The 19,597-nt window shown below is 37.3% G+C and carries 16 protein-coding genes; 12 read left to right on the plus strand and 4 right to left on the minus strand.

Annotated elements, in window-relative coordinates:
- Nucleotides 1-487: 487 nt before the first annotated feature.
- The gene (locus tag FCN25_RS17250) at nt 488-844 is read left to right on the plus strand and encodes a YajD family HNH nuclease (protein WP_041413485.1); all 357 of its coding nucleotides are present in this window, start codon (nt 488-490) and stop codon (nt 842-844) included.
- Nucleotides 845-1,049: 205 nt separating this feature from the next.
- Here FCN25_RS17250 and FCN25_RS17255 read toward each other — a convergent pair whose 3' ends face one another.
- Nucleotides 1,050-1,310, minus strand: coding sequence for a DUF1289 domain-containing protein (locus FCN25_RS17255; protein WP_137226638.1), 261 nt, complete (start codon nt 1,308-1,310; stop codon nt 1,050-1,052).
- Between the two features lie 78 nt (nt 1,311-1,388).
- Between FCN25_RS17255 and FCN25_RS17260 the strand changes: the two genes are divergently transcribed.
- The 6 genes from FCN25_RS17260 (at nt 1,389) to megL (ending at nt 9,220) form a co-directional block, all read left to right on the plus strand.
- Entirely contained in the window at nt 1,389-2,705 is a 1,317-nt protein-coding gene (locus FCN25_RS17260) for a methyltransferase (RefSeq protein ID WP_137226639.1), read from the plus strand.
- Nucleotides 2,706-2,959: 254 nt separating this feature from the next.
- A complete protein-coding gene (locus FCN25_RS17265) occupies nt 2,960-4,009 on the plus strand; it encodes a 3-oxoacyl-ACP synthase III (protein ID WP_137227456.1) in 1,050 nt (349 codons plus the stop codon).
- Between the two features lie 46 nt (nt 4,010-4,055).
- Nucleotides 4,056-4,931, plus strand: a complete 876-nt coding sequence (locus tag FCN25_RS17270; RefSeq protein WP_137226640.1) for an alpha/beta fold hydrolase — start codon at nt 4,056-4,058, stop codon at nt 4,929-4,931.
- Between the two features lie 127 nt (nt 4,932-5,058).
- Entirely contained in the window at nt 5,059-6,753 is a 1,695-nt protein-coding gene (gene oleC, locus FCN25_RS17275) for an olefin beta-lactone synthetase (protein WP_137226641.1), read from the plus strand.
- A gap of 10 nt (nt 6,754-6,763) precedes the next feature.
- Nucleotides 6,764-7,813: a 2-alkyl-3-oxoalkanoate reductase gene (gene oleD, locus FCN25_RS17280; protein WP_137226642.1), complete on the plus strand. Its 1,050-nt coding sequence runs from the start codon at nt 6,764-6,766 to the stop codon at nt 7,811-7,813.
- Nucleotides 7,814-8,035: 222 nt separating this feature from the next.
- Nucleotides 8,036-9,220 carry a methionine gamma-lyase gene (gene megL / locus FCN25_RS17285; RefSeq protein WP_137226643.1) on the plus strand — a complete coding sequence of 395 codons (1,185 nt, stop codon included), beginning with the start codon at nt 8,036-8,038 and terminating at the stop codon, nt 9,218-9,220.
- A 201-nt stretch (nt 9,221-9,421) separates the two neighbouring features.
- Here megL and FCN25_RS17290 read toward each other — a convergent pair whose 3' ends face one another.
- The 3 genes from FCN25_RS17290 to FCN25_RS17300 are packed head-to-tail and all read right to left on the minus strand — an operon-like array spanning nt 9,422 to nt 12,558.
- Nucleotides 9,422-9,817 (minus strand): hypothetical protein, encoded by a 396-nt coding sequence (locus tag FCN25_RS17290; RefSeq protein WP_137226644.1) that lies wholly within the window; start codon nt 9,815-9,817, stop codon nt 9,422-9,424.
- Nucleotides 9,817-11,907, minus strand: a complete 2,091-nt coding sequence (locus FCN25_RS17295) for a LapD/MoxY N-terminal periplasmic domain-containing protein (RefSeq protein WP_137226645.1) — start codon at nt 11,905-11,907, stop codon at nt 9,817-9,819. The genes FCN25_RS17290 and FCN25_RS17295 overlap by 1 nt, the downstream gene beginning before the upstream one ends.
- A 27-nt stretch (nt 11,908-11,934) precedes the next feature.
- Entirely contained in the window at nt 11,935-12,558 is a 624-nt protein-coding gene (locus FCN25_RS17300; RefSeq protein WP_254693672.1) for a transglutaminase-like cysteine peptidase, read from the minus strand.
- 1,281 nt (nt 12,559-13,839) lie between these two features.
- Here FCN25_RS17300 and FCN25_RS17305 point away from each other — a divergent pair.
- The 5 genes from FCN25_RS17305 to FCN25_RS17325 all read left to right on the plus strand — a co-directional run bounded on the left by FCN25_RS17305 (nt 13,840) and on the right by FCN25_RS17325 (nt 19,593).
- Nucleotides 13,840-15,006, plus strand: a complete 1,167-nt coding sequence (locus FCN25_RS17305; protein WP_137226646.1) for a nucleotide sugar dehydrogenase — start codon at nt 13,840-13,842, stop codon at nt 15,004-15,006.
- A complete protein-coding gene (locus FCN25_RS17310; RefSeq protein WP_137226647.1) occupies nt 15,006-16,076 on the plus strand; it encodes a hypothetical protein in 1,071 nt (356 codons plus the stop codon). The genes FCN25_RS17305 and FCN25_RS17310 overlap by 1 nt, the downstream gene beginning before the upstream one ends.
- A 17-nt stretch (nt 16,077-16,093) precedes the next feature.
- A complete protein-coding gene (locus FCN25_RS17315; RefSeq protein ID WP_137226648.1) occupies nt 16,094-16,978 on the plus strand; it encodes an oligosaccharide flippase family protein in 885 nt (294 codons plus the stop codon).
- 729 nt (nt 16,979-17,707) lie between these two features.
- Nucleotides 17,708-18,625, plus strand: coding sequence for a hypothetical protein (locus tag FCN25_RS17320; protein ID WP_137226649.1), 918 nt, complete (start codon nt 17,708-17,710; stop codon nt 18,623-18,625).
- Between the two features lie 26 nt (nt 18,626-18,651).
- Entirely contained in the window at nt 18,652-19,593 is a 942-nt protein-coding gene (locus FCN25_RS17325) for a glycosyltransferase family 2 protein (protein ID WP_137226650.1), read from the plus strand.
- The last annotated feature ends 4 nt before the right edge of the window (nt 19,594-19,597 follow it).

A 19,597-nucleotide genomic window follows, 5' to 3' on the forward strand; every position in this document is an offset into this window, starting at 1 on the left:
ACAACTCATATACCAAATCTAACGTTTAGATTCTGTCATCAATAAACTTACAGTTCTCCAATATTGTTTTAGTGCGACAAATCTTGCCTTATAACCATTAATCACTCAACAAATTGCCCCTTGCCATTAAGGGTTTATCAATAGGGGCTAGCATCGACTGCTGACATTATATTAATTTGCATATGGTTTACGGAACAGAGCACACAACATGTTGGGTGCAGAATTAACGGACGAAAATGCATAATAAACTTTCTATCGTGTCGAAGTGTATCTTGAGCATGGAGGCCAACAGTATGATGTAATGGGTTATACACAATCACAGATTATTGTGGATATTGTGACCCAGTATGAACGTTATTTTACTAGCTCCATTTATCTAATTATTCTCCAGTAGCAGAATAATTAGATAATAAGATCTAGCAAACAATTGCCCCAAGCGATAACAGTGATTATCCTTGGGGTAGTTTTTCTTATGAGTGATAAATCAATGTCAGCCAACGAAAGTAAATTAGATAAAGTATTAGCAGAAGCCAGAGACTACAAAGCCAGTCGCGAAAAAGGATATCGTGAGCAAGCGCTTAAACTATATCCTTGGGTTTGTGGTCGCTGCACCCGCGAATTTACCCATAAAAATTTGTCTGAATTAACAGTGCATCATCGTGATCATAACCACGATAACAATCCGTCAGATGGGACCAATTGGGAGTTATTGTGCCTGTATTGTCACGACAACGAACATTCACGTTTTGAAGAGCTTATTCGTTATGGTAGCACCAAAGAAGCTAAACAAGACGCCGCAACGTTTAACCCCTTTGCCGATTTAAAAGCGATGATGAAAAAGTAATACTAGAAAATCTAGAAGCTTTGTGAAGAGATGTTATGCAAGCAAGGTCATAAACCAATAATTGATTCGTTGTCGTAATGTTTCTGAGAGCCTGTAAATAATTTTGGGGACTGCTGTTTGCTTTACCCATTTTATATAAGCGGCGTGCATTGGCTTGACACTGTTCGCCTTAGGTTTTAGTGCTTAGCGTTAGCCGTTTTGCTCGTTATTGCGTGTTATCGTTTTCTAGTTTATCAGCGTCCTCACCTAAACGTTTTTCAACTTCAAGCCATTTTGCACGAGACAAGGTTTGGTTGTTACTATCACCCAAAAACTGTTGTTTTCTGTGTGCTAAACTATCACAAATTTGCTGTTTTTGCTCATGACTTGTTTGTGACCAAGTCACTATCTCGTCGATATGACGAAAACAACCCATGCAATAATCGTCTTCATTTAAGCCGCAGCGGGCGACACAAGGTGAGTGCATGGTTTACAATTCCAGTTTGGGTATCAATAAAGCGCATCCTATCATTTCAATCAGCTAAGGTTAACCATAAGCAACAATATGCCAGCAACCGATTATCAACTTAGCTTTAATGCAGTCGACTCACTTCTTAATACTTTTAAACCTTTATGGCAGCTAGTTGCGTTTGAGTGTGAACACTTACCTTGGCAGCAAAAATTTACACATTTAGCTCAAAAAGTGTGGCAGCTTGATGATGCAGAAATAGATAGCCTAGATATGGACCAGCTGCAGCTGGTCCAGACGTTATTACCAAGCTTGATTTGCGACATAAAACAGAACTTACATCCACAGACTGAGGAGTTAATGAGTCAATTAAGCTTGTTAGCCATCACTTTGCCTACACACTCGATTAATCCTGAGTCTATTCAACAAACGCCTGACAGAAGCCAGAAAAATAACAATGATAAAACAAACGCGTTAGCCCATTTTAGCGCGCATATTAAAGGTCGGAAATGGCAACAAATTATCGCATTTGCAAATAAAGTCGATCCACAAAATCAACCTAATCTAACCTTGTTACCCATATTAGAATGGTGTGCCGGTAAAGGGCATTTAGGGCGTTTAATTGCTAAAACACAGCGTGTTGATGTGATCAGTCTTGAGTGGCAAGCCCGTTTATGTGAACAAGGTCAAGGTTTTGCTACGAAATGGCAAATACCGCAAACCTTTATATGTGCTGATGCTTTTATGCCACTAGATCCTGAAAAGCCTCTGTTATTAGCGCAGCAGCATGCTATTTCATTACATGCCTGTGGCGATTTACATGTGCGGTTGCTTAATCTTGCTGTATCGGCAAAGACTCAGGCTATTTCTATATCACCTTGCTGTTATCATTTAATTCAACAATCACATTATCAACCATTATCGATCGCAGCAAAGGACAGTGAATTAAGTTTGTCGCGCCATGATTTGCAGTTGCCGTTACAGCAAAGTATTATTGCCACCCCCAAACAGCAAAAATTTCGTAATCAACAAGTGTCATGGCGTTTAGGTTTTGATAGCCTGCAGCGGAATGTTCGAGGGATAAATGCCTATTTACCGGTACCGACAGTTAAACAAAGTCAGCTTAACGGCAGTTTTACTGAATTTTGCCAATGGGCTGCAGATCAAAAAGAATTAGTATTACCTAGCGATATCGATTTTACTGATTACTCTCAACGCGGATTTGAGCGACAACGGCTCACTAAGCGTATTGATTTAGTGGCTCATCTATTTCGCCGTGCATTAGAGTACTGGTTATTACTTGATCGGGTGTGTTTTTTACAAGAACAGGGGTATCAAGTTGCATTGACTGAATTTTGTGCAAACAGTGTTACCCCTAGGAATGCGATGATCCAAGCAATTAAAACAAACTAATAGTAACCTTTATCACAAAAGTGTAAATTAAGCCTTTGTTTAAACTGGCTTACTTGGCTTAAAACTGTGAAAATTAACCAACGAGTTAATCAAGCATTAAAATCTAACCACAAAAAATCATCCAAATTACCGCATTAGCTTGCCGTTTTTGATTGAATAATTAAGCCATTCTTGTTCAAATGGCGGGTTAATAACGAATAACAACCAATCTAGTGGCTTTGGGCATGCTAGAGCGAAGCGAATTATACGGTTTAATGAAATATTCACGCGTCTTTATCAATAGTCTGGCTTATGAGCTAGCACCACAAATAGTGTCGAGTAGCGATTTAGAGTCACGCTTAGCACCCTTATATCAAAAGTTTCGTATTCCAATGGGGCAACTTGCCGCATTAACGGGTATTACTGAGCGCCGCTGGTGGCCAAAAGGTCACCGTTTGTCAGATGGCGCTATTGCCGCTGCGCAAAAGGCTGTTAATGAAACAGGTATCAATGTCTGTGACTTGGGAGCATTGGTTTACACTGGTGTGTGCCGAGATCAACATGAACCTGCAACGGCTTGTCGAATAGCTGCGGAACTTGGGGTGTCAAAAGACACCGCGATTTACGATATCAGTAACGCTTGCTTAGGAGTGTTGTCGGGTATTTTGGATATAGCCAATCGTATCGAGCTTGGGCAAATTAAAGCCGGTATGGTGGTGTCATGTGAATCTGCACGAGACATCGTTGATGCCACCATAGAGCATATGTTAGCCGAACCGACGATGCAAAACTTCGCCCAGTCTTTAGCAACATTGACTGGCGGTTCTGGCGCGGTTGCCGTTATTCTAACTGATGGCAGTTTACCGCTTAAAACCGAACGTCAACATCAACTGTTAGGTGCCAGTCATTTGTCTGCCCCTGAGCACTACCAATTGTGTCAATGGGGTTTACAAGAAGCAGGACACTTATTGTATCGTGAGTTTATGCGTACAGATGCGGTAACCCTGCTTAAAGAAGGTGTTGAGCTTGCCAAAGACACTTGGGGACATTTTTTAGAGCAACGCAATTGGGTCGTCGAACAAGTTGATAAAGTGATTTGTCATCAAGTGGGCGCATCAAACCGCCGACAAGTGTTAAACGCATTAAATATACCTCACGAAAAAGAATTTCCAACTTACCAAAAGCTAGGCAACATGGGCACAGTGTCTTTACCTGTTACCGCCGCTATCGCACACGATGAAGGTTTTTTACGTGTTGGCGATCAAGTCAGCTTTTTAGGAATAGGCAGTGGCTTAAACTGCATGATGTTAGGAATTAAGTGGTAACACTGAGTGTTGTGTTTCATTATAAAAATAGTTAACAGGATGCATCATGTTAGACAACTTACTGCCATTTGAAAGTCACTATTTAGACCGTAACGGCAATAAACTGCACTACATTAACGAAGGCCAAGGCGAGCCAGTGGTTATGGTGCACGGTAATCCTAGCTGGAGTTACTATTATCGTAACTTAGTTAGCGCGTTGAGTGACCAGCATCAGTGTATTGTGCCAGACCATATTGGTTGTGGCTTATCAGACAAGCCCGATGATCCGCAATACGATTACACCTTAAAGAATCGTATTGATGACTTAGAAGCCTTACTTGACAGTTTAGGGGTAACACAAAACATTACTCTGGTTGTACATGATTGGGGTGGAATGATTGGAATGGGCTTTGCGGCTCGTCATCCTGAGCGTATCAAACGCCTAGTTTGTTTAAACACAGCAGCGTTTCATTTGCCTAACACTAAGCCGTTTCCTTGGGCATTGTGGATTTGCCGCGAAACCTTACTGGGTTCGTTATTAGTCCGTGGTTTAAATGCATTTTCATCAGCGGCATCGTATGTTGGTGTAAAACGCAAACCCATGTCTAAAGAAGTACGTGAAGCTTATGTCGCGCCGTTTAATTCGTGGAAAAACCGTATTTCAACATTACGATTTGTACAAGATATTCCACTTAAGCCTGGCGATAGGAACTATGATTTAGTGACTAGCATTGGCGATAGCTTAAGCGAGTTTGCTGATGTACCAACCTTGATTTGTTTTGGTTTACAAGATTTTGTATTCGATAAATATTTTTTAGAAGAATGGCGAAAGCGAATGCCTCATGCAACTGTGCACGAGTTTGCTGACTGCGGTCATTACATTCTTGAAGATGCAAGTGACGAAGTGATTGGCTTAATTAAAGACTTTATCGCAAAAAACTAATCACATCCTAAAAGGCTCATTTGAGCCTTTTAGCTATTTAATCGTCTTCAATCATCAATATATTGGCGTGTCTTTTGTTGTTAGCCAACATATATACGTTACTTACATTAGCCAAAAATGAAGCCACATGACTCAAACCACTATACTTGCTAATGCCAATATCTGTCAGCACCTTAAAACGGCCGCGCAAACAATGCCTGCTGGGCTTGCAGTTGCTGTACAACACGCTAAGCAAGGCCAATTTAATTATCAAGAAATTGACTTTGTTACCTTACACCAGCAATCGGACATGATTGCTAAAGGGCTTATTCAGTACGGTATTAAACGCGGCATGAAAGCCGTATTAATGGTGACGCCAAGCATTGAGTTTTTCACGTTAACGTTTGCCTTATTCAAAGCCGGTATCATCCCAATTCTAGTTGACCCAGGTATGGGCGTTAACAACCTTAAACAGTGTTTTGAAGAATCGCAGCCAGATGCGTTTATCGGCATCCCTAAAGCGCACATTGCTAGGCGCATTTTAGGCTGGGGCAAAGGCAGTGTTAAGCATGTGATTAATGTGGGTGGCTCAGCCATTCAACGCTGGTTAACAAATGCTACCAGTTTAGAAACCATCTCCGAAATTGGGCGTAGTGTTACCCATCCTTTTGAAATGGTATTGCTAAAGCCTGATGATATGGCAGCCATTTTGTTTACCAGTGGTAGTACCGGCACTCCCAAAGGTGTGGTGTACAGTCATGCAATGTTTGAAGCACAAATTAGCGCCCTTAAACACGATTACGGCATTGCACCTGGCGAGCGCGATTTAGCGACTTTTCCGCTGTTTTCATTATTTGGCCCTGCACTTGGCATGGCGTCTATTGTGCCAGACATGGATGCCAGTAAACCCATTACCGCCAATCCAGCCCATTTGTTTGCTGCTATTGAGCAATATCAATGCAGTAACATGTTTGTTAACCCAGCCTTGTTAGAGCGATTAGGCCAAGCAGGGGAGCAAAGCCAACATAAACTCACCAGCATTAAACGAGTAATATCAGCTGGTGCTCCGGCAACCATTAGCTCTATTAAGCGCTTTAGCAAAATGCTCAATCCACAGGTTGAAGTGCTTAACTCTTATGGGGCGACAGAATCGCTGCCCATCAGCATGATTGGCAGCCATGCATTGTTTGCGACCAGCGAACTGACAGATCAAGGTAAAGGGATTTGTGTCGGCAAACCGATATCGTCGGTGAGCGTTGATATAGTTGCCATTACTAACACAGCCCAATTTAATTGGGCTGAAGTCAAAAAACTTGCCGTTAACGAAATTGGTGAAATTGTGGTGGGCGGACCTATGGTCAGCCAAGCCTATTATCAGCGTGAACAAGCCACTCAATTAGCTAAAATTAACGACGGTGAACACGTTAAGCACCGCATGGGTGACGTGGGATATTTAGACGATAATGGCTTATTGTGGATGTGTGGTCGTAAAGGCCATATTGTAGATGCCACACGCGGTCAGCAAAGGTTAAAGCGTTTTTATACATTACCTTGTGAGCGCGTATTCAATACCCATCCACAAGTTAAGCGTTCGGCCATTGTTGGTGTTAATCTTGGTGATAATACTGTGCCCGTATTGTGCATTGAATTACAAAAAGACATCGTATGCTCAACCTCTAAAGCACTGTATCAAGAGTTATTAACCTTGGCTGAGCAATATCCACATACCGACGGAATAGGACGCTTTTTAATTCATCCTGAATTTCCGGTCGATGTGCGTCATAACGCAAAAATATTCAGAGAAAAACTTGCTGTCTGGGCACAAAAACAGTGGAAAGAATAAGGTCATCATCATGAATCTGACAGATTTACATCCACTTGAGCAATCTGCGCTTAGGCAATTGGCATTGTCGGTCAACAAAGTGTTTGTTACCGGAGCTGGCGGCTTTTTAGGATTGGCTGTCTGTCAGCGCTTATTAACGGCTGGTATTCAGGTGGTGGGTTATGCCCGTAGCGACTACCCAAGACTCGTTGAACTGGGCGTCGATATGCGTCAAGGCGATATCAGTGACTATGATAGTGTTAAACAAGCCATGCATGGGTGCGATCTGATATTTCATGTGGCATCAAAGGCAGGTGTGTGGGGCAACAAGCAAAGTTATTACTCGCCTAATGTTGATGGTGCAAACAATATTATCAATGCTTGTAAAGAACTTAATATTCAAAATCTTATTTATACCAGCACTCCAAGTGTCACCTTTGCCGGACAGGACGAAAATGGTATTAATGAGTCAGCACCTTATGCAAAAACATACCTCAATTATTACGGTGAATCTAAAGCCATAGCCGAGCAACTCGTCCTTACGGCTAACTCCGCTCAACTTCGAACAACAGCCTTACGGCCACATTTAATTTGGGGACCAAACGATCCTCATCTTGTGCCAAGAGTGATTGAACGGGCTAGAGCAGGGCGGTTAAAGCTTGTTGGGAATGAAGACAAACTGGTTGATACCATTTATGTCGATAACGCTGCCTATGCCCATATTTTAGCCGCGTTAGCTTTAGTGACTAATGCTAAGTGTGCTGGTAAAGCGTATTTTTTAAGTAACGATCAACCCATTACCATGGCTGATATGCTTAATCGTATTCTCGCGTGTGTTGATTTACCGCCAGTGACCAAGCGTGTGCCAGCAAGTGTTGCTTATACTGCAGGCGTAGTGCTTGAAACCGTATATGGTTTATTGAATAAATCGCAAGAACCCATCATCACTCGTTTTGTCGCAAGGCAGCTCTCAACTAGCCATTACTTTGATATCAGCGCAGCTAAACAAGACTTAGGTTACCAACCGCTGCTTAACATTGACCAAGGCATGCAAAAATTAAAGATATCACTCACAACTTAATTGTTAGGCCCCTCCATTTTAATTGCGTCAACAGCATACAAAAAATGAATGGTCTAAACGACATGAAAAGTCGTTTGTAACATTGTTCTTACATCACTTCCGTTGGTTATTTTTAGTAATCACTTGGTTATATTTTATTCCACTGTATCTTAAATTCTGACCACCACGATAATAACCCCAAAGAGGGTAACAACTCATAACTAGGTGGCGCAGGGAGAAGCAATGCAAGATAACAATCAGGGTAAATGGAACTTAGCCACATTAGCCATTCATGGCGGACATCAACGCGAAGCCTTTGGCTCACTCACCACACCTTTGTATCAAACTGCCACATTTGTTTTCGATAGTGCCGAACAAGGCGGAGCTCGCTTTGCCGGAGAAGAACCGGGTTATATCTATACTCGTTTAGGCAACCCGACAACCGCAGAACTTGAGCGCAAAATGGCGCTATTAGAAGGCGCCGAAGGCGCTGCAGCAACAGCATCTGGCATGGCTGCCGTATCAAGTGCGTTATTAACGCATCTGCATGCAGGCGATCATTTAGTCGCATCTAAAGCCGTTTATGGTTGCACCTTCGCACTAATGACCACCCAGTTAACGCGTTTAGGCATCACAACAACCTTGGTCGATTTTACTGATCTCGCCGCAATCGAAGCCGCCATCACTCCAAACACCAAAGTGCTGTTTTGCGAAACGCCAGTAAATCCGCATTTACAAGTATTCGATCTTGCTGCCATGGCCAATATCGCTAAAGCGCATAATATTGTGTCTATTGTCGATAACACCTTTATGACACCACTATTGCAACAACCGCTAGCGTTGGGCATCGACATGGTGATCCACAGTGCCACCAAGTATTTAAATGGTCACGGTGATGTTATCGCTGGTATTGTGTGTGGCAATGCAGAGCACATGCACAGATTAAAATACGAAATATTAAAAGACTTCGGTGGCGTGATATCTCCGCACGATGCATGGTTAATTTTACGCGGTTTAAAAACGTTAGATGTACGGTTAACTCGTCATTGCGACAACGCCGAAGTGTTAGCCGAGTATTTAGATAAACACCCTAAATTTAGCCAAGTGTTTTACCCTGGTTTAGCACACCACCAAGGTCATCGTTTCATCGGTAAACAAATGAAACGTGCGGGTGGTGTTATTGCATTCGAATTAACAGGTGATAAGCAAGATGCGATAAACTTCGTCAATCGACTCAAGCTATTCACCATAGCCGTAAGCTTGGGGGATGCAGAATCGCTGATCCAACATCCCGCATCAATGACCCATTCGCCCTACTCACCAGAAGCAAGATTAGCGGCAGGTATAACTGATAATTTGTTACGTATTTCTGTCGGATTAGAGAATGTAGAGGATATGATCGCGGATATAGAGCAAGCCTTAGAATAGATGAAAAGCGATGACAATAAGAGCAGCTGAGAAGCTTCCTCACGTCACTGAATTCTCGCTTTTTCGCCTGTTATCACTTGCTACCTCTTTTTACCGCTGGCGATTAACTTCCCAGCCCAAGAATTAAACATAAAAAAACAGCGCATTTAGCGCTGTTTTTTTTATGGACTATAGCTTAGTTATAAACCCTATTTCTAGCAGTTAGTTGCTAGATATAGTGCCTGCACCGCCGCCTGAGCCACCACCAAAGCCTGGACCACCAGGCGAGGGTGCGGCACCAAATGCGCCGCCAGCTGCGGTTTGTAGTTCTTCAAGGTTTGCTTCAACAATTGCAGGGTCAATACCGTTAGCAATCGCAATAGCTAAAATATCGTCTGGAGTCATACCTGCTGTAACAGCCGCTTGTATTGCTTCGATAATCAATGCTTCATCGCCATTAGCTGCAATAAATGCATTTGCTAATTGCGTTGCGGCTTCTGATACCGGAACATTTTGAGTGCTAGCAGTTAGCGACTCTTCTGCCGCCATCGCACCAGTAGACATACCGGCAGTCATTAATGCCGAAACTAATAACAGAGTTAATTTATTTTTACGCATTATCTTGCCTCGTGATTGGTTGAGTGACTAAAGTCGTTCAGCTGCAATGCACATGTCCATGAGTGGGTAGCGTTTGCAGGAATTATTGTACTAAAATTGCGCACAGCATACAATCCATTACCCTGTAAACCATCAATGTTCATGAGTGAAAAAAGTTCACCTATTACAGCTGATTCTACCTGGGGAGCAATGATCTTTATACCAATACCATGACAAATTTGGGTTACGGTTTGGACAAAAAAACGAGTGTCAGACTCGGCTATGTCACGAACATAACTGGCATCAATCTTAATAAAATCAATATTTAAGTTTCTTATGTAACAAAACGAACTTAAACTTGAACCAAAACGTTCAATAGCAATATCAATATCAAATTGTTTGGCTTTACGGATAAATGCATCTGTAGAATCCAAAGAAAGCATCGCACCAGATTCGTTAAATTCATACAAAAGTGGTGGAAGGGTTTTATGCATTTTTTGGTACAAATCAAATAACCAATCTGTAAATACAGGATTATGTAAGGCGCGGTTACTAATATTAATAGCCACGCGGGTGTGTTCAATGTGCTGCAATTTATAAAAAATAAAACACACAACTGCTTGCTCAAGCTCTTGCAAAACTCCTAAACGCTCAGCCATTGCAAACACATCTAATGTCGACAGCGTTTCGCCGGTAATTTTAAAGCGAACAAATGATTCAACATATAAAATAGATTGAGTTTTATCGACTACAGGTTGCAGCATTAAATCAAATATCTTATCTAATGGAATACACTTAATCGCAAAGTCTTTACTATTACAATGACGTATCTCATTTTTAAAATATTCAGTAAATTGAGTCAAAATACCAACCCATTCTTCACGGGTATGATTTTTTTGCATTGTCTGTGCTGAAATCAAGCCTTTGGAGCTATCAGCATATTGATTATGAACCAATTGGTTATCTAAACGCATAACCACATCAACAAAGTTTTCTTGGTGATTTACACGGGTGAGGCTGTGTTTTGCAAAGCCATTACTAAAACGCGACGAGCTTTCAATCAAAATACAAGAGGCCATTTTCTGATCAACTTCTTTGGCCGCTTCTTCAGTAAGTAAGCTTAAAAATGCAAACTCAGAGCCTGAAATACGGTATAAGGTGGCTTCTTGCAAATTATTTATCTGTTCACTAAAAAGCTGCGCACCAGATAAAATATAGTCATCACCGCTGCCATAACCATCATTATCATTAACCTGTTTTAAAGAGGTCATTGACAATAAGCCTAAGTAAAAACGGTTACCGTGTTGTTCATATTCAGCCTGAATCGACTCAAACTTCTTTAACAAAGCACGGCGATTGGGCAGACCTGTATGCGGGTCAATGTAGACTTCTTTAGATAAAGCTTCAGCCAATGTAGTTTGTTCATTAAACGAACGTTGAATATTTTCAACCATGCGGTTAATGGCATTTACAACAGTTCTTAGTTCAGTTGTGAAAGGGTTAATCTTATTTAAGGTAAAACGTTTCTGGATCACCGATTCAGCTTGTTTCTCAATACTATTAAGCGGAGTGAGCACTGCCTTTAAAATGAAATAAGCGCATATCAATGATAGTACAAGTTGAAACAATGTTGATGTAAACGTACTCACAGCATGATCCCATAAGCTCTTATAGGAGGTACCCGCATGCGACTGTACCTCTAATTTACCTGCAATACGCCAACCATCACTCACTTCACTTGTCATTACCGGAGGATGCAGGGTAAACCAGTTAATGAACCACAGTGGAACAGCAAAATTACCCTGAGGATTATGGCGCTCAAATAGCACTTTGCCGTCAAGGTTGGTAAAAATAATATGTTGGTAATAGCCTGAATCAAAAATAGCATTAGTCATTGTCTCGGCAATCACCAAACCTTCTTCATCCATATAAGGTGAGATAGATAAACCTAAACTGTGCGCTGCTCCTTGCGCATGAGATGCTAACTGTTCATTTAAATAACCACGCATATTCGATACATTATTATATAACGCGGCGCCGAAGCTAAATAAAGATAAACAACCTATCAGCAAATAAAGCTGTAGCCGCAAAGACATTCCTTTTGTAAACATTGTTTGCTCCAGATCCTTTTGTAACGATTACTCACCGTTTTCTATTCGATTAACTAAATCAGTCCAACTTTTTGTGCCGCTGCTAGTGGGTTTATTACTGCTTAGCCCCTGTGCTTTTGCTAACCACAATCCTTGGCCATTAAATGAATAAACAGGCTTTAAATCTCGGCGCTGGTCAGCGGGTAAAATTTTGGTTTTTAAATTATCCAACACTAAAGGCATCGCTCTCGGGTCTTCAAAGTAAATCAACACCATATGAGGCTCGTTAATCAATAATGCACGCACATACATCAAGCGCATTTTGCTTTCATCTACACCCATAGCCTTTAAAGTAAAATACTTAAAAATGGCAAAATCTTCACAATCACCGCCTTTAGTACCTAATGATTCAAGCGGCGTGGCCCAATAATCACTTTTATGCCAATGGTCGCTATCACTCACAAAACGTATCCTGCGATTAGCAAACTGATTGGCTAAATTTAGCCTATCGTAATCGCTCAATGTAATGCCTTTATTTATAGTGTCACGCCAGTCACTAAAATCTTCTATTCTCTCTGAGCCATAGCGTTGTTCGACTTGCGTAAAAAAATCACGGGTAAATAAATCGTCGGTTATATTGGCGATACACACAGCCGAAAACACCAATGACATAACAAGACAGTGGCGATATCTATCTGTGTAACGCAAAACGAGTTTAATACGCGAATCCCATGGAATATGATAATTAATTATACCACTATAATTTTACTAAATTAATACAATAACTATACTTATCATAAGCTAGTTAATTGCAAAGTGACAATAAAATGACGCTGTAACCGTGTTTTTAATGCTTGAATTAGCGATCTCATCTTCCCAAGCTAGAAACTATAATCAAGCTAATCTGCTTAAAGATACCCTATTAGTCAATCCCGTGCCATTAACAGTTTTTGACAGAGTCAATTTATTGGCACGCTAATTGTTATATAAACCGCAGTACTTGGTTATTAATGAGCATATTTCGAAATTAAATTGTTAAAAAATAATCATAAAAAAACAGATGGCTCTAATTATGCGTATATAAAAATCATTATAAACAAGAGCTTATGCTTGTTTATGATGATTTTATATTACTTCATCGTTTTAAGTAGATATGCGTTACAACATGATACTTTGATTTTTCTTAAGCACGAAAATAGTGCAGGTGGCCTATAAAGTTACATAGTAGTGCAAAAAATAGAAATCAAAATGGTACCTTTATACATTGTTGACTGACGATTTTGTGAACAAACGTAAAGAAGTAAATTTTTCATAAACATACTTCTAGCAACTAGTACTAAAGGTGTAAATATATACCTGTTTAGGTTTAAATAAAGAAAATCATCAAAAAAATGGTATTTAATAAAAATGCGTCAAAAAACTGTCATTAACTTAATGTATACATTATAGTTACAACTTAATTGCAAGGATAGACGTAAGAACAGAACGTAGAAAAGGAAATTTTAAACAAGGCATGATGCCATCGAGAACTGTTATAGGGGTAAAGTCGTTTGATTTTCCTCATTTGTTTACCGATGTGATCTCATCTTTTTGTTGCTTCCTATTGTTTCCCATTAAATCACTCTGGATGTAAAGCCATGAGCTGAATCATCTGTGACTGGTAGTAAATTAGGCCATGTTTTTACAGCAATAAAAGCGCCTATAACACCAGTACTTGTGTTTGAAAAACACAAAGTGGGAACCAATCTACAGTGTTGTTCTGAAACGCTAAACCTCATTAAATCTACAATTTGAACGTTTTCACAGCAATCTAGAGGCTGCAATCTAGTGGCGGTAGCGTGTCTTTTTTCGGATAGAACGCTTCGCGACTAAAATCATGATCCTTGAATCCTTTTCATTCGGTCTTGTGCTTAAAATGACTTTTTCTTTAGCATTACCAGGAATTACATCAACATGAAAATAGCAATTGCAGGTACAGGTTACGTTGGCTTATCAAATGCAATGTTACTGGCACAACACAATGAAGTGGTTGCGGTGGACATTATTGAACAAAAAATATCTATGCTAAATGAAAAAAAATCTCCAATAGCTGATACTGAGATTGAAGACTTTCTCGTAAACAAAGAGCTGAATTTTACTGCAACAATAGATAAAGCTTCGGCTTACAAAGACGCAGACTTTGTCATCATTGCCACACCTACAGATTACGACCCAGCAACGAACTACTTTAATACCTCATCTGTAGAATCGGTCATAAAAGAAGTTATTAGCATAAATCCTAGTGCGGTGATGATCATTAAATCAACCGTACCAGTTGGCTATACTGAACGTATTAAACAAGAGTTAGATTGTGACAATATTCTATTCTCACCAGAGTTTCTTCGTGAAGGTAAAGCGTTACACGACAATTTATATCCTTCACGTATTATCGTGGGTGAATTAAGTGAACGTGCCAAAAAATTTGCTAATTTATTATTGCAAGGTGCAATAAAAAAAGACGTTCAAGTATTATTCACTCATTCAACAGAAGCTGAAGCAGTTAAGCTGTTTTCAAATACCTATCTAGCATTGCGAGTTGCTTATTTCAATGAATTAGACACTTATGCTGAAACACACGGACTAGACAGTAAACAAATTATCGATGGTGTTTGTTTAGACCCACGTATCGGTAATCACTACAACAACCCATCATTTGGCTACGGTGGTTACTGTCTGCCAAAAGATACTAAACAATTGCGTGCTAATTACGCCAATGTACCCAATAACTTAATTAGTGCAATTGTAGACTCTAATACCACGCGTAAAGACTTTATTGCTGAGTCAATTTTAAAGCGAAATCCTAAAGTAGTCGGTATCTATCGTTTAATCATGAAGTCTGGCTCAGATAATTTCAGGTCATCGAGTATTCAAGGGATCATGAAGCGTATAAAAGCTAAGGGGGTAGAGGTGATCATTTATGAGCCTGTTATGGAACAAGCTGAATTTTATAACTCAAAAGTATACAGTGACCTCGAACAATTTAAAGTCGATGCGGATGTGATCGTGTCAAACAGAGCAGCTGATGAGTTAAGTGATGTTGTTGAGAAAGTCTATACCAGAGATTTATTTGGGAATGATTAATGATAGATATACAAACTTTAAACAAAGAAAAATTAATTACAATACTAGACAACTTATTCAAAAATAATTTTATTCAAAATGAAGATGGAACTTTTCCATCTGGTAGAAATGGTCCACATGATGATGAAGAAACAAGTATCCGTACTACATCGCACTCACTGATCTCATTATGCTTTTTAACTATAAATGGTCTAGAAGAGTATAGATGTAAAGCATCTAGAGCGATTGATTTTCTTTTGTCGAATGAAGCGAGGCCTATGTCAGGTGCTTTTTTTAACCGAAAAAATCCTGAAAAAGACTTTTCTAATGGCCTTGTAGGTCAAGCCTGGGTTATCGAATCATTACTTTATGCATCAAAAACTTTAAATAGAAGTGATTGTTACGATTTAGCATTAGAAGTATTTAACCAACATATTTGGAATGAAAAATATTCTGCTTGGCATTTATTAAATGTTGACGGTTCAAGTTCATCTATGCCCCATGGTACATTTAATCAACAATTATGGTTTGCATATGTTGGCCTGTTATTCGGTCAAGGATCAAAACCTGCAGAGTTATCATTAAAATTCATAGATAAAATACTTCCAAATGTTGAAATATACTCTGATGGGGTTATCTACCATGATTCTGTTAGTTATAACGTAAAAATAAACCTAAAAAGTACAATTAAACATTATTTAAAGAAAATAGAACGTTTTTTGGGTAGAGAAAAGTTAAATAAAAGAAGTCACTCAGTGGGCTATCATGCTTTTAATTGTGTACCACTAGCCTTAATAAGGCAAAAGTGCCCTAATAGTAGTTTTTTTAAAAGTAATAAATATAAAAGAATCGTTGAAGTTATAACAGATGAGTCATTTCTTAAAGAAGTAGAGTTATCAAAGTTTGGGTATTCATATAATCCCTCTGGTTTTGAATGTGCATATTTTTTAAAAGATAAAAAAGACTTTTTCAATAAGAAACAATTAGAAAGCATGGTTTTTAATGATCTACAAATAGATTTCAAAAAAACATATGATAAAAATATTTCATTTGCAAGAATGTATGAAGCAGTTAGGTGTTTTAGTTTTTAGAATAGTTGAATATATGTATGAGTAATAGAGCAATAAATTTAAAAAAAAATTTAATTAAAAGTTTAGGTTCAAAATACCTCACTTATGTTTTCCAGGTCGTATCACTAATATTTTACGCAAGATTTTTTTCACCAGAAACTCAAGGCGTAATTGCATTATTACTTGCTGTTAATATTTTTTTTATAACTGTATCAGAAGGGACAATTACAACTAGTCTTATCACTAGAAATACCTTATCAACTAAACAGATTAATGGCGTGTTTACCTTTTCAATTCTAGTTGCTTTTGTATCAACAATAATTAGTTATTTTATCTGTGAGTTTTTTTTATCATTTTCCAATATAAATTATGATGTTGGGATTGTTTATTTTATGTCTATTGGTGTTTTTTTTAATATAATCCTTACTGTACCTAAGTCATTGCTATATCTAAACTCAAAGTACTATCTTATTTCTGTTTCATTAATAATATCGGAATTGATAACGCTTGGGTTAATATATTTCACTTACTCTGAAGATAGTGCTTTGTTACTTTCTTTAAAATTTTTAACAATACCATTATGCACATTTATATTTTTTTACATTTATTGTTATAAAATTAGCGGTGTTGCTTACTCAATATCAAAAGATTTCTCAGGTGTGTCTAGTATTATTGACTTTATGAAAAACAGTTTCGGATTTAATTGTTTAAATTATTTCTCTAGAAATTTAGATAATCTATTAATGGTGAAGTTTTTCGATGCATTTACATTAGGGGTATATGAAAAATCATATTCCTTAATGAAATACCCTATACAATTACTGACAAGTGCAGTCAGTCCTGCTATTCAGCCTTCATTAGCACTTAATGGATTTGACGTTGGTTTTGCAAATAAATGTTATAATATTATTTTGACAATTTAATATATATCGGCTTTATAATATCGATCTTTATTCAATTGAATTCTGAGATTATAGTAGAAATTATTCTCGGTGAAACTTGGATTGATGTAGCACCTATAATATCTATATTATCTATATCATTACCAATACAGATAGTTACATCTTTTAATGGTGGGTTTTGGAACAGTGCAGATAAATCTAATTTGCAATTTAGAGTTTCTTTAGTTAATTTTTTTATATTTATACCTATACTTTACGCATCATTTTTTTATTTTGATAAAATGATGAATATTGTATTTGTTATATCGTTCCTGTTGATAGTAACCTGCTCTTATGCATGCGTACAGATTAGGAAGAAATTATTTAATATATCTAGGCTAGAGACTTCCTTGAAGTTGTTATGTCGTTATTTGTTTTTTATATTTATATCTTATTTGGTTTTAACGTACGTCAAAGCTGATTTTTTAAATTTGTTTATTTCAATTATATTGTTTTCTTGCTTATTTTTGTTCGGGCTATATCGTATAAATCTAGGGTTAAAGAGATTGAGAGGTTAAATTATTGGTATTAATTACTCTATAATTATTCCTCATTACAACAGTGTCGCAGAAGAATTTGTTAAGTTACAGCAAGTGGTAATAGAATTGCCGATGAATTAAATGATGTTGCTGGGAAAGTGTATACCAGAGATTTGTTTGGCAATGATTTATTAAACTTTAATATGAATTTTAATTAATAGTCAAAGGTTTTATGAGAATTTATTATTTACCTGGTGAGTCAGTTAATAGTTATATTTCTAATATAAAGGGTATTTTGTCTGTAAATCATAAAGTAGAATCTATGCCGGAAGTGAATGATTTTAAGACATTTTTATCACAGATGAAAATTTATAAAGAGTCTATTATTATCTTAAATTGGTTTGAAGATAAAACCTCACTTAGAGGGAATTTTTTTAAGATAATTTATAGGTTTTTATATATTTTAATAATAAAAATAATTTTTAGAAAAGTAATATGGATAAGACACAATTTTAAACCACATGATAAACATAATCCATATGTTTATAGGTTCTTTTGTTTTTTTCTTTATTATATAAGCGATGAGAAAGTTACACATAGAGATATCCTTGGGTACAAATATATACCACATCCATTATATATTAACATTAATAAATTTCTGATAGAGTCACGTAAAATAGATTATTTATATTTTGGAGTTATATCTAGATATAAAGGCTTGGTAAAGCTTTTAAGTTTCTGGCCAGTAAATAAAAAATTAGTAATTAGAGGTTCCTGTAAAGAGCAGGCTTTGTATGAGGAGTTGATCTCTATTATTTTAAAAAGACAGCTTGATGTAGATATAGAGAATGTATTCTTATCTGAAAATGACTTAGGTATTATGATAAGTAACACTAAGTTCGTTATTTTACCTCATGATGATAAATCTATGATTGTTAGTGGAGTTTTTTACCATGCAGCAACATTTGGAGCTAATGTTTTAATGTTCAAGAGTGAGTTTTATGATTTTTGTGAAAATAAATTTAGCTTTGTCTCTGAACTTAATGAAGAAGTTGATGCTAAATATATTGAACCTCGTATCGTTATAAATGAAGTTTTAAGGGAATGTTCTAACCATATAGTATTAAGTGAGATGAATAAGCTTTTTTAATTTAATTGTATTGAAGGTAATTTTTTATGGTTGTTCGGTACACAATTATTGTTCCACATTATAATAACTTTCAAGGTATAATTAATTTAATTTTATCTATACCACAAAGAAGTGATCTAGAAATAATTATAGTCGATGATAATAGTGAACTTAAAGTTTTAAATCAGTTAAAAAATCTGATGATTAAAAGTAATAAATTTTCAATGAGTTTGTATTTAAATGATTCAGGAGTTAAAGGTGCAGGTTCGGCAAGAAATATTGGTTTAAAAAAAGCAATTGGTAAGTACCTTTTATTTTGTGATTCAGATGACTATTTTGTCAATGGTGCATTTGACATTTTAGATTCGAAAATAAACAGAGATGATTTTGATATATATTATTTTAAACCTACAAGTCGATGTTTAATTACTGGAGAACAATCCGATAGGCATATACCATACTCAAAACTTATTGATGATTATTTAATAGGAAATAATCAAAATATTCGTTATAAGTATTATGTCCCATGGAGTAAAGTTTTTCTACGTAAATATATAGTTGATAATAAGTATAAGTTTGATCAAGTCATTGCATCAAATGATGTAATGTTCTCTTTAATTTCAGCAAGTAAAGCAAGAATATTAGCTTCAGAGGAAACATTCTATTGTGTTACAAGAGGTGTTGGTACGTTAACCGTCAATTTTTCAAAAAAAGTCTTAAGCTCTAGACTAATGGTGTCATTAGCTGAGTCTAAATATATTTACGACAATAATATCAATGTTGAGAAAGACTCTGTTTTTTCTCTAGTTAAAAAATCCAAATTTACTATTTCATACGCAGAATTTAAATCTGTATTGCAAAGTTATAATAAAGGGCACGTGCGGTTATTTCCTGAAAGTTATATTGGATACCTTTCAAGCCCAAAAAAAATATATCGACGTTTATTTAGTGAAAAGCTATCTATTAACAATAAAAAATATAAAGGCTAATGAT

Origin of the sequence: Shewanella sp. MEBiC00475 (assembly GCF_005234075.1) — a bacterium.
Classification (GTDB): domain Bacteria; phylum Pseudomonadota; class Gammaproteobacteria; order Enterobacterales; family Shewanellaceae; genus Shewanella; species Shewanella polaris.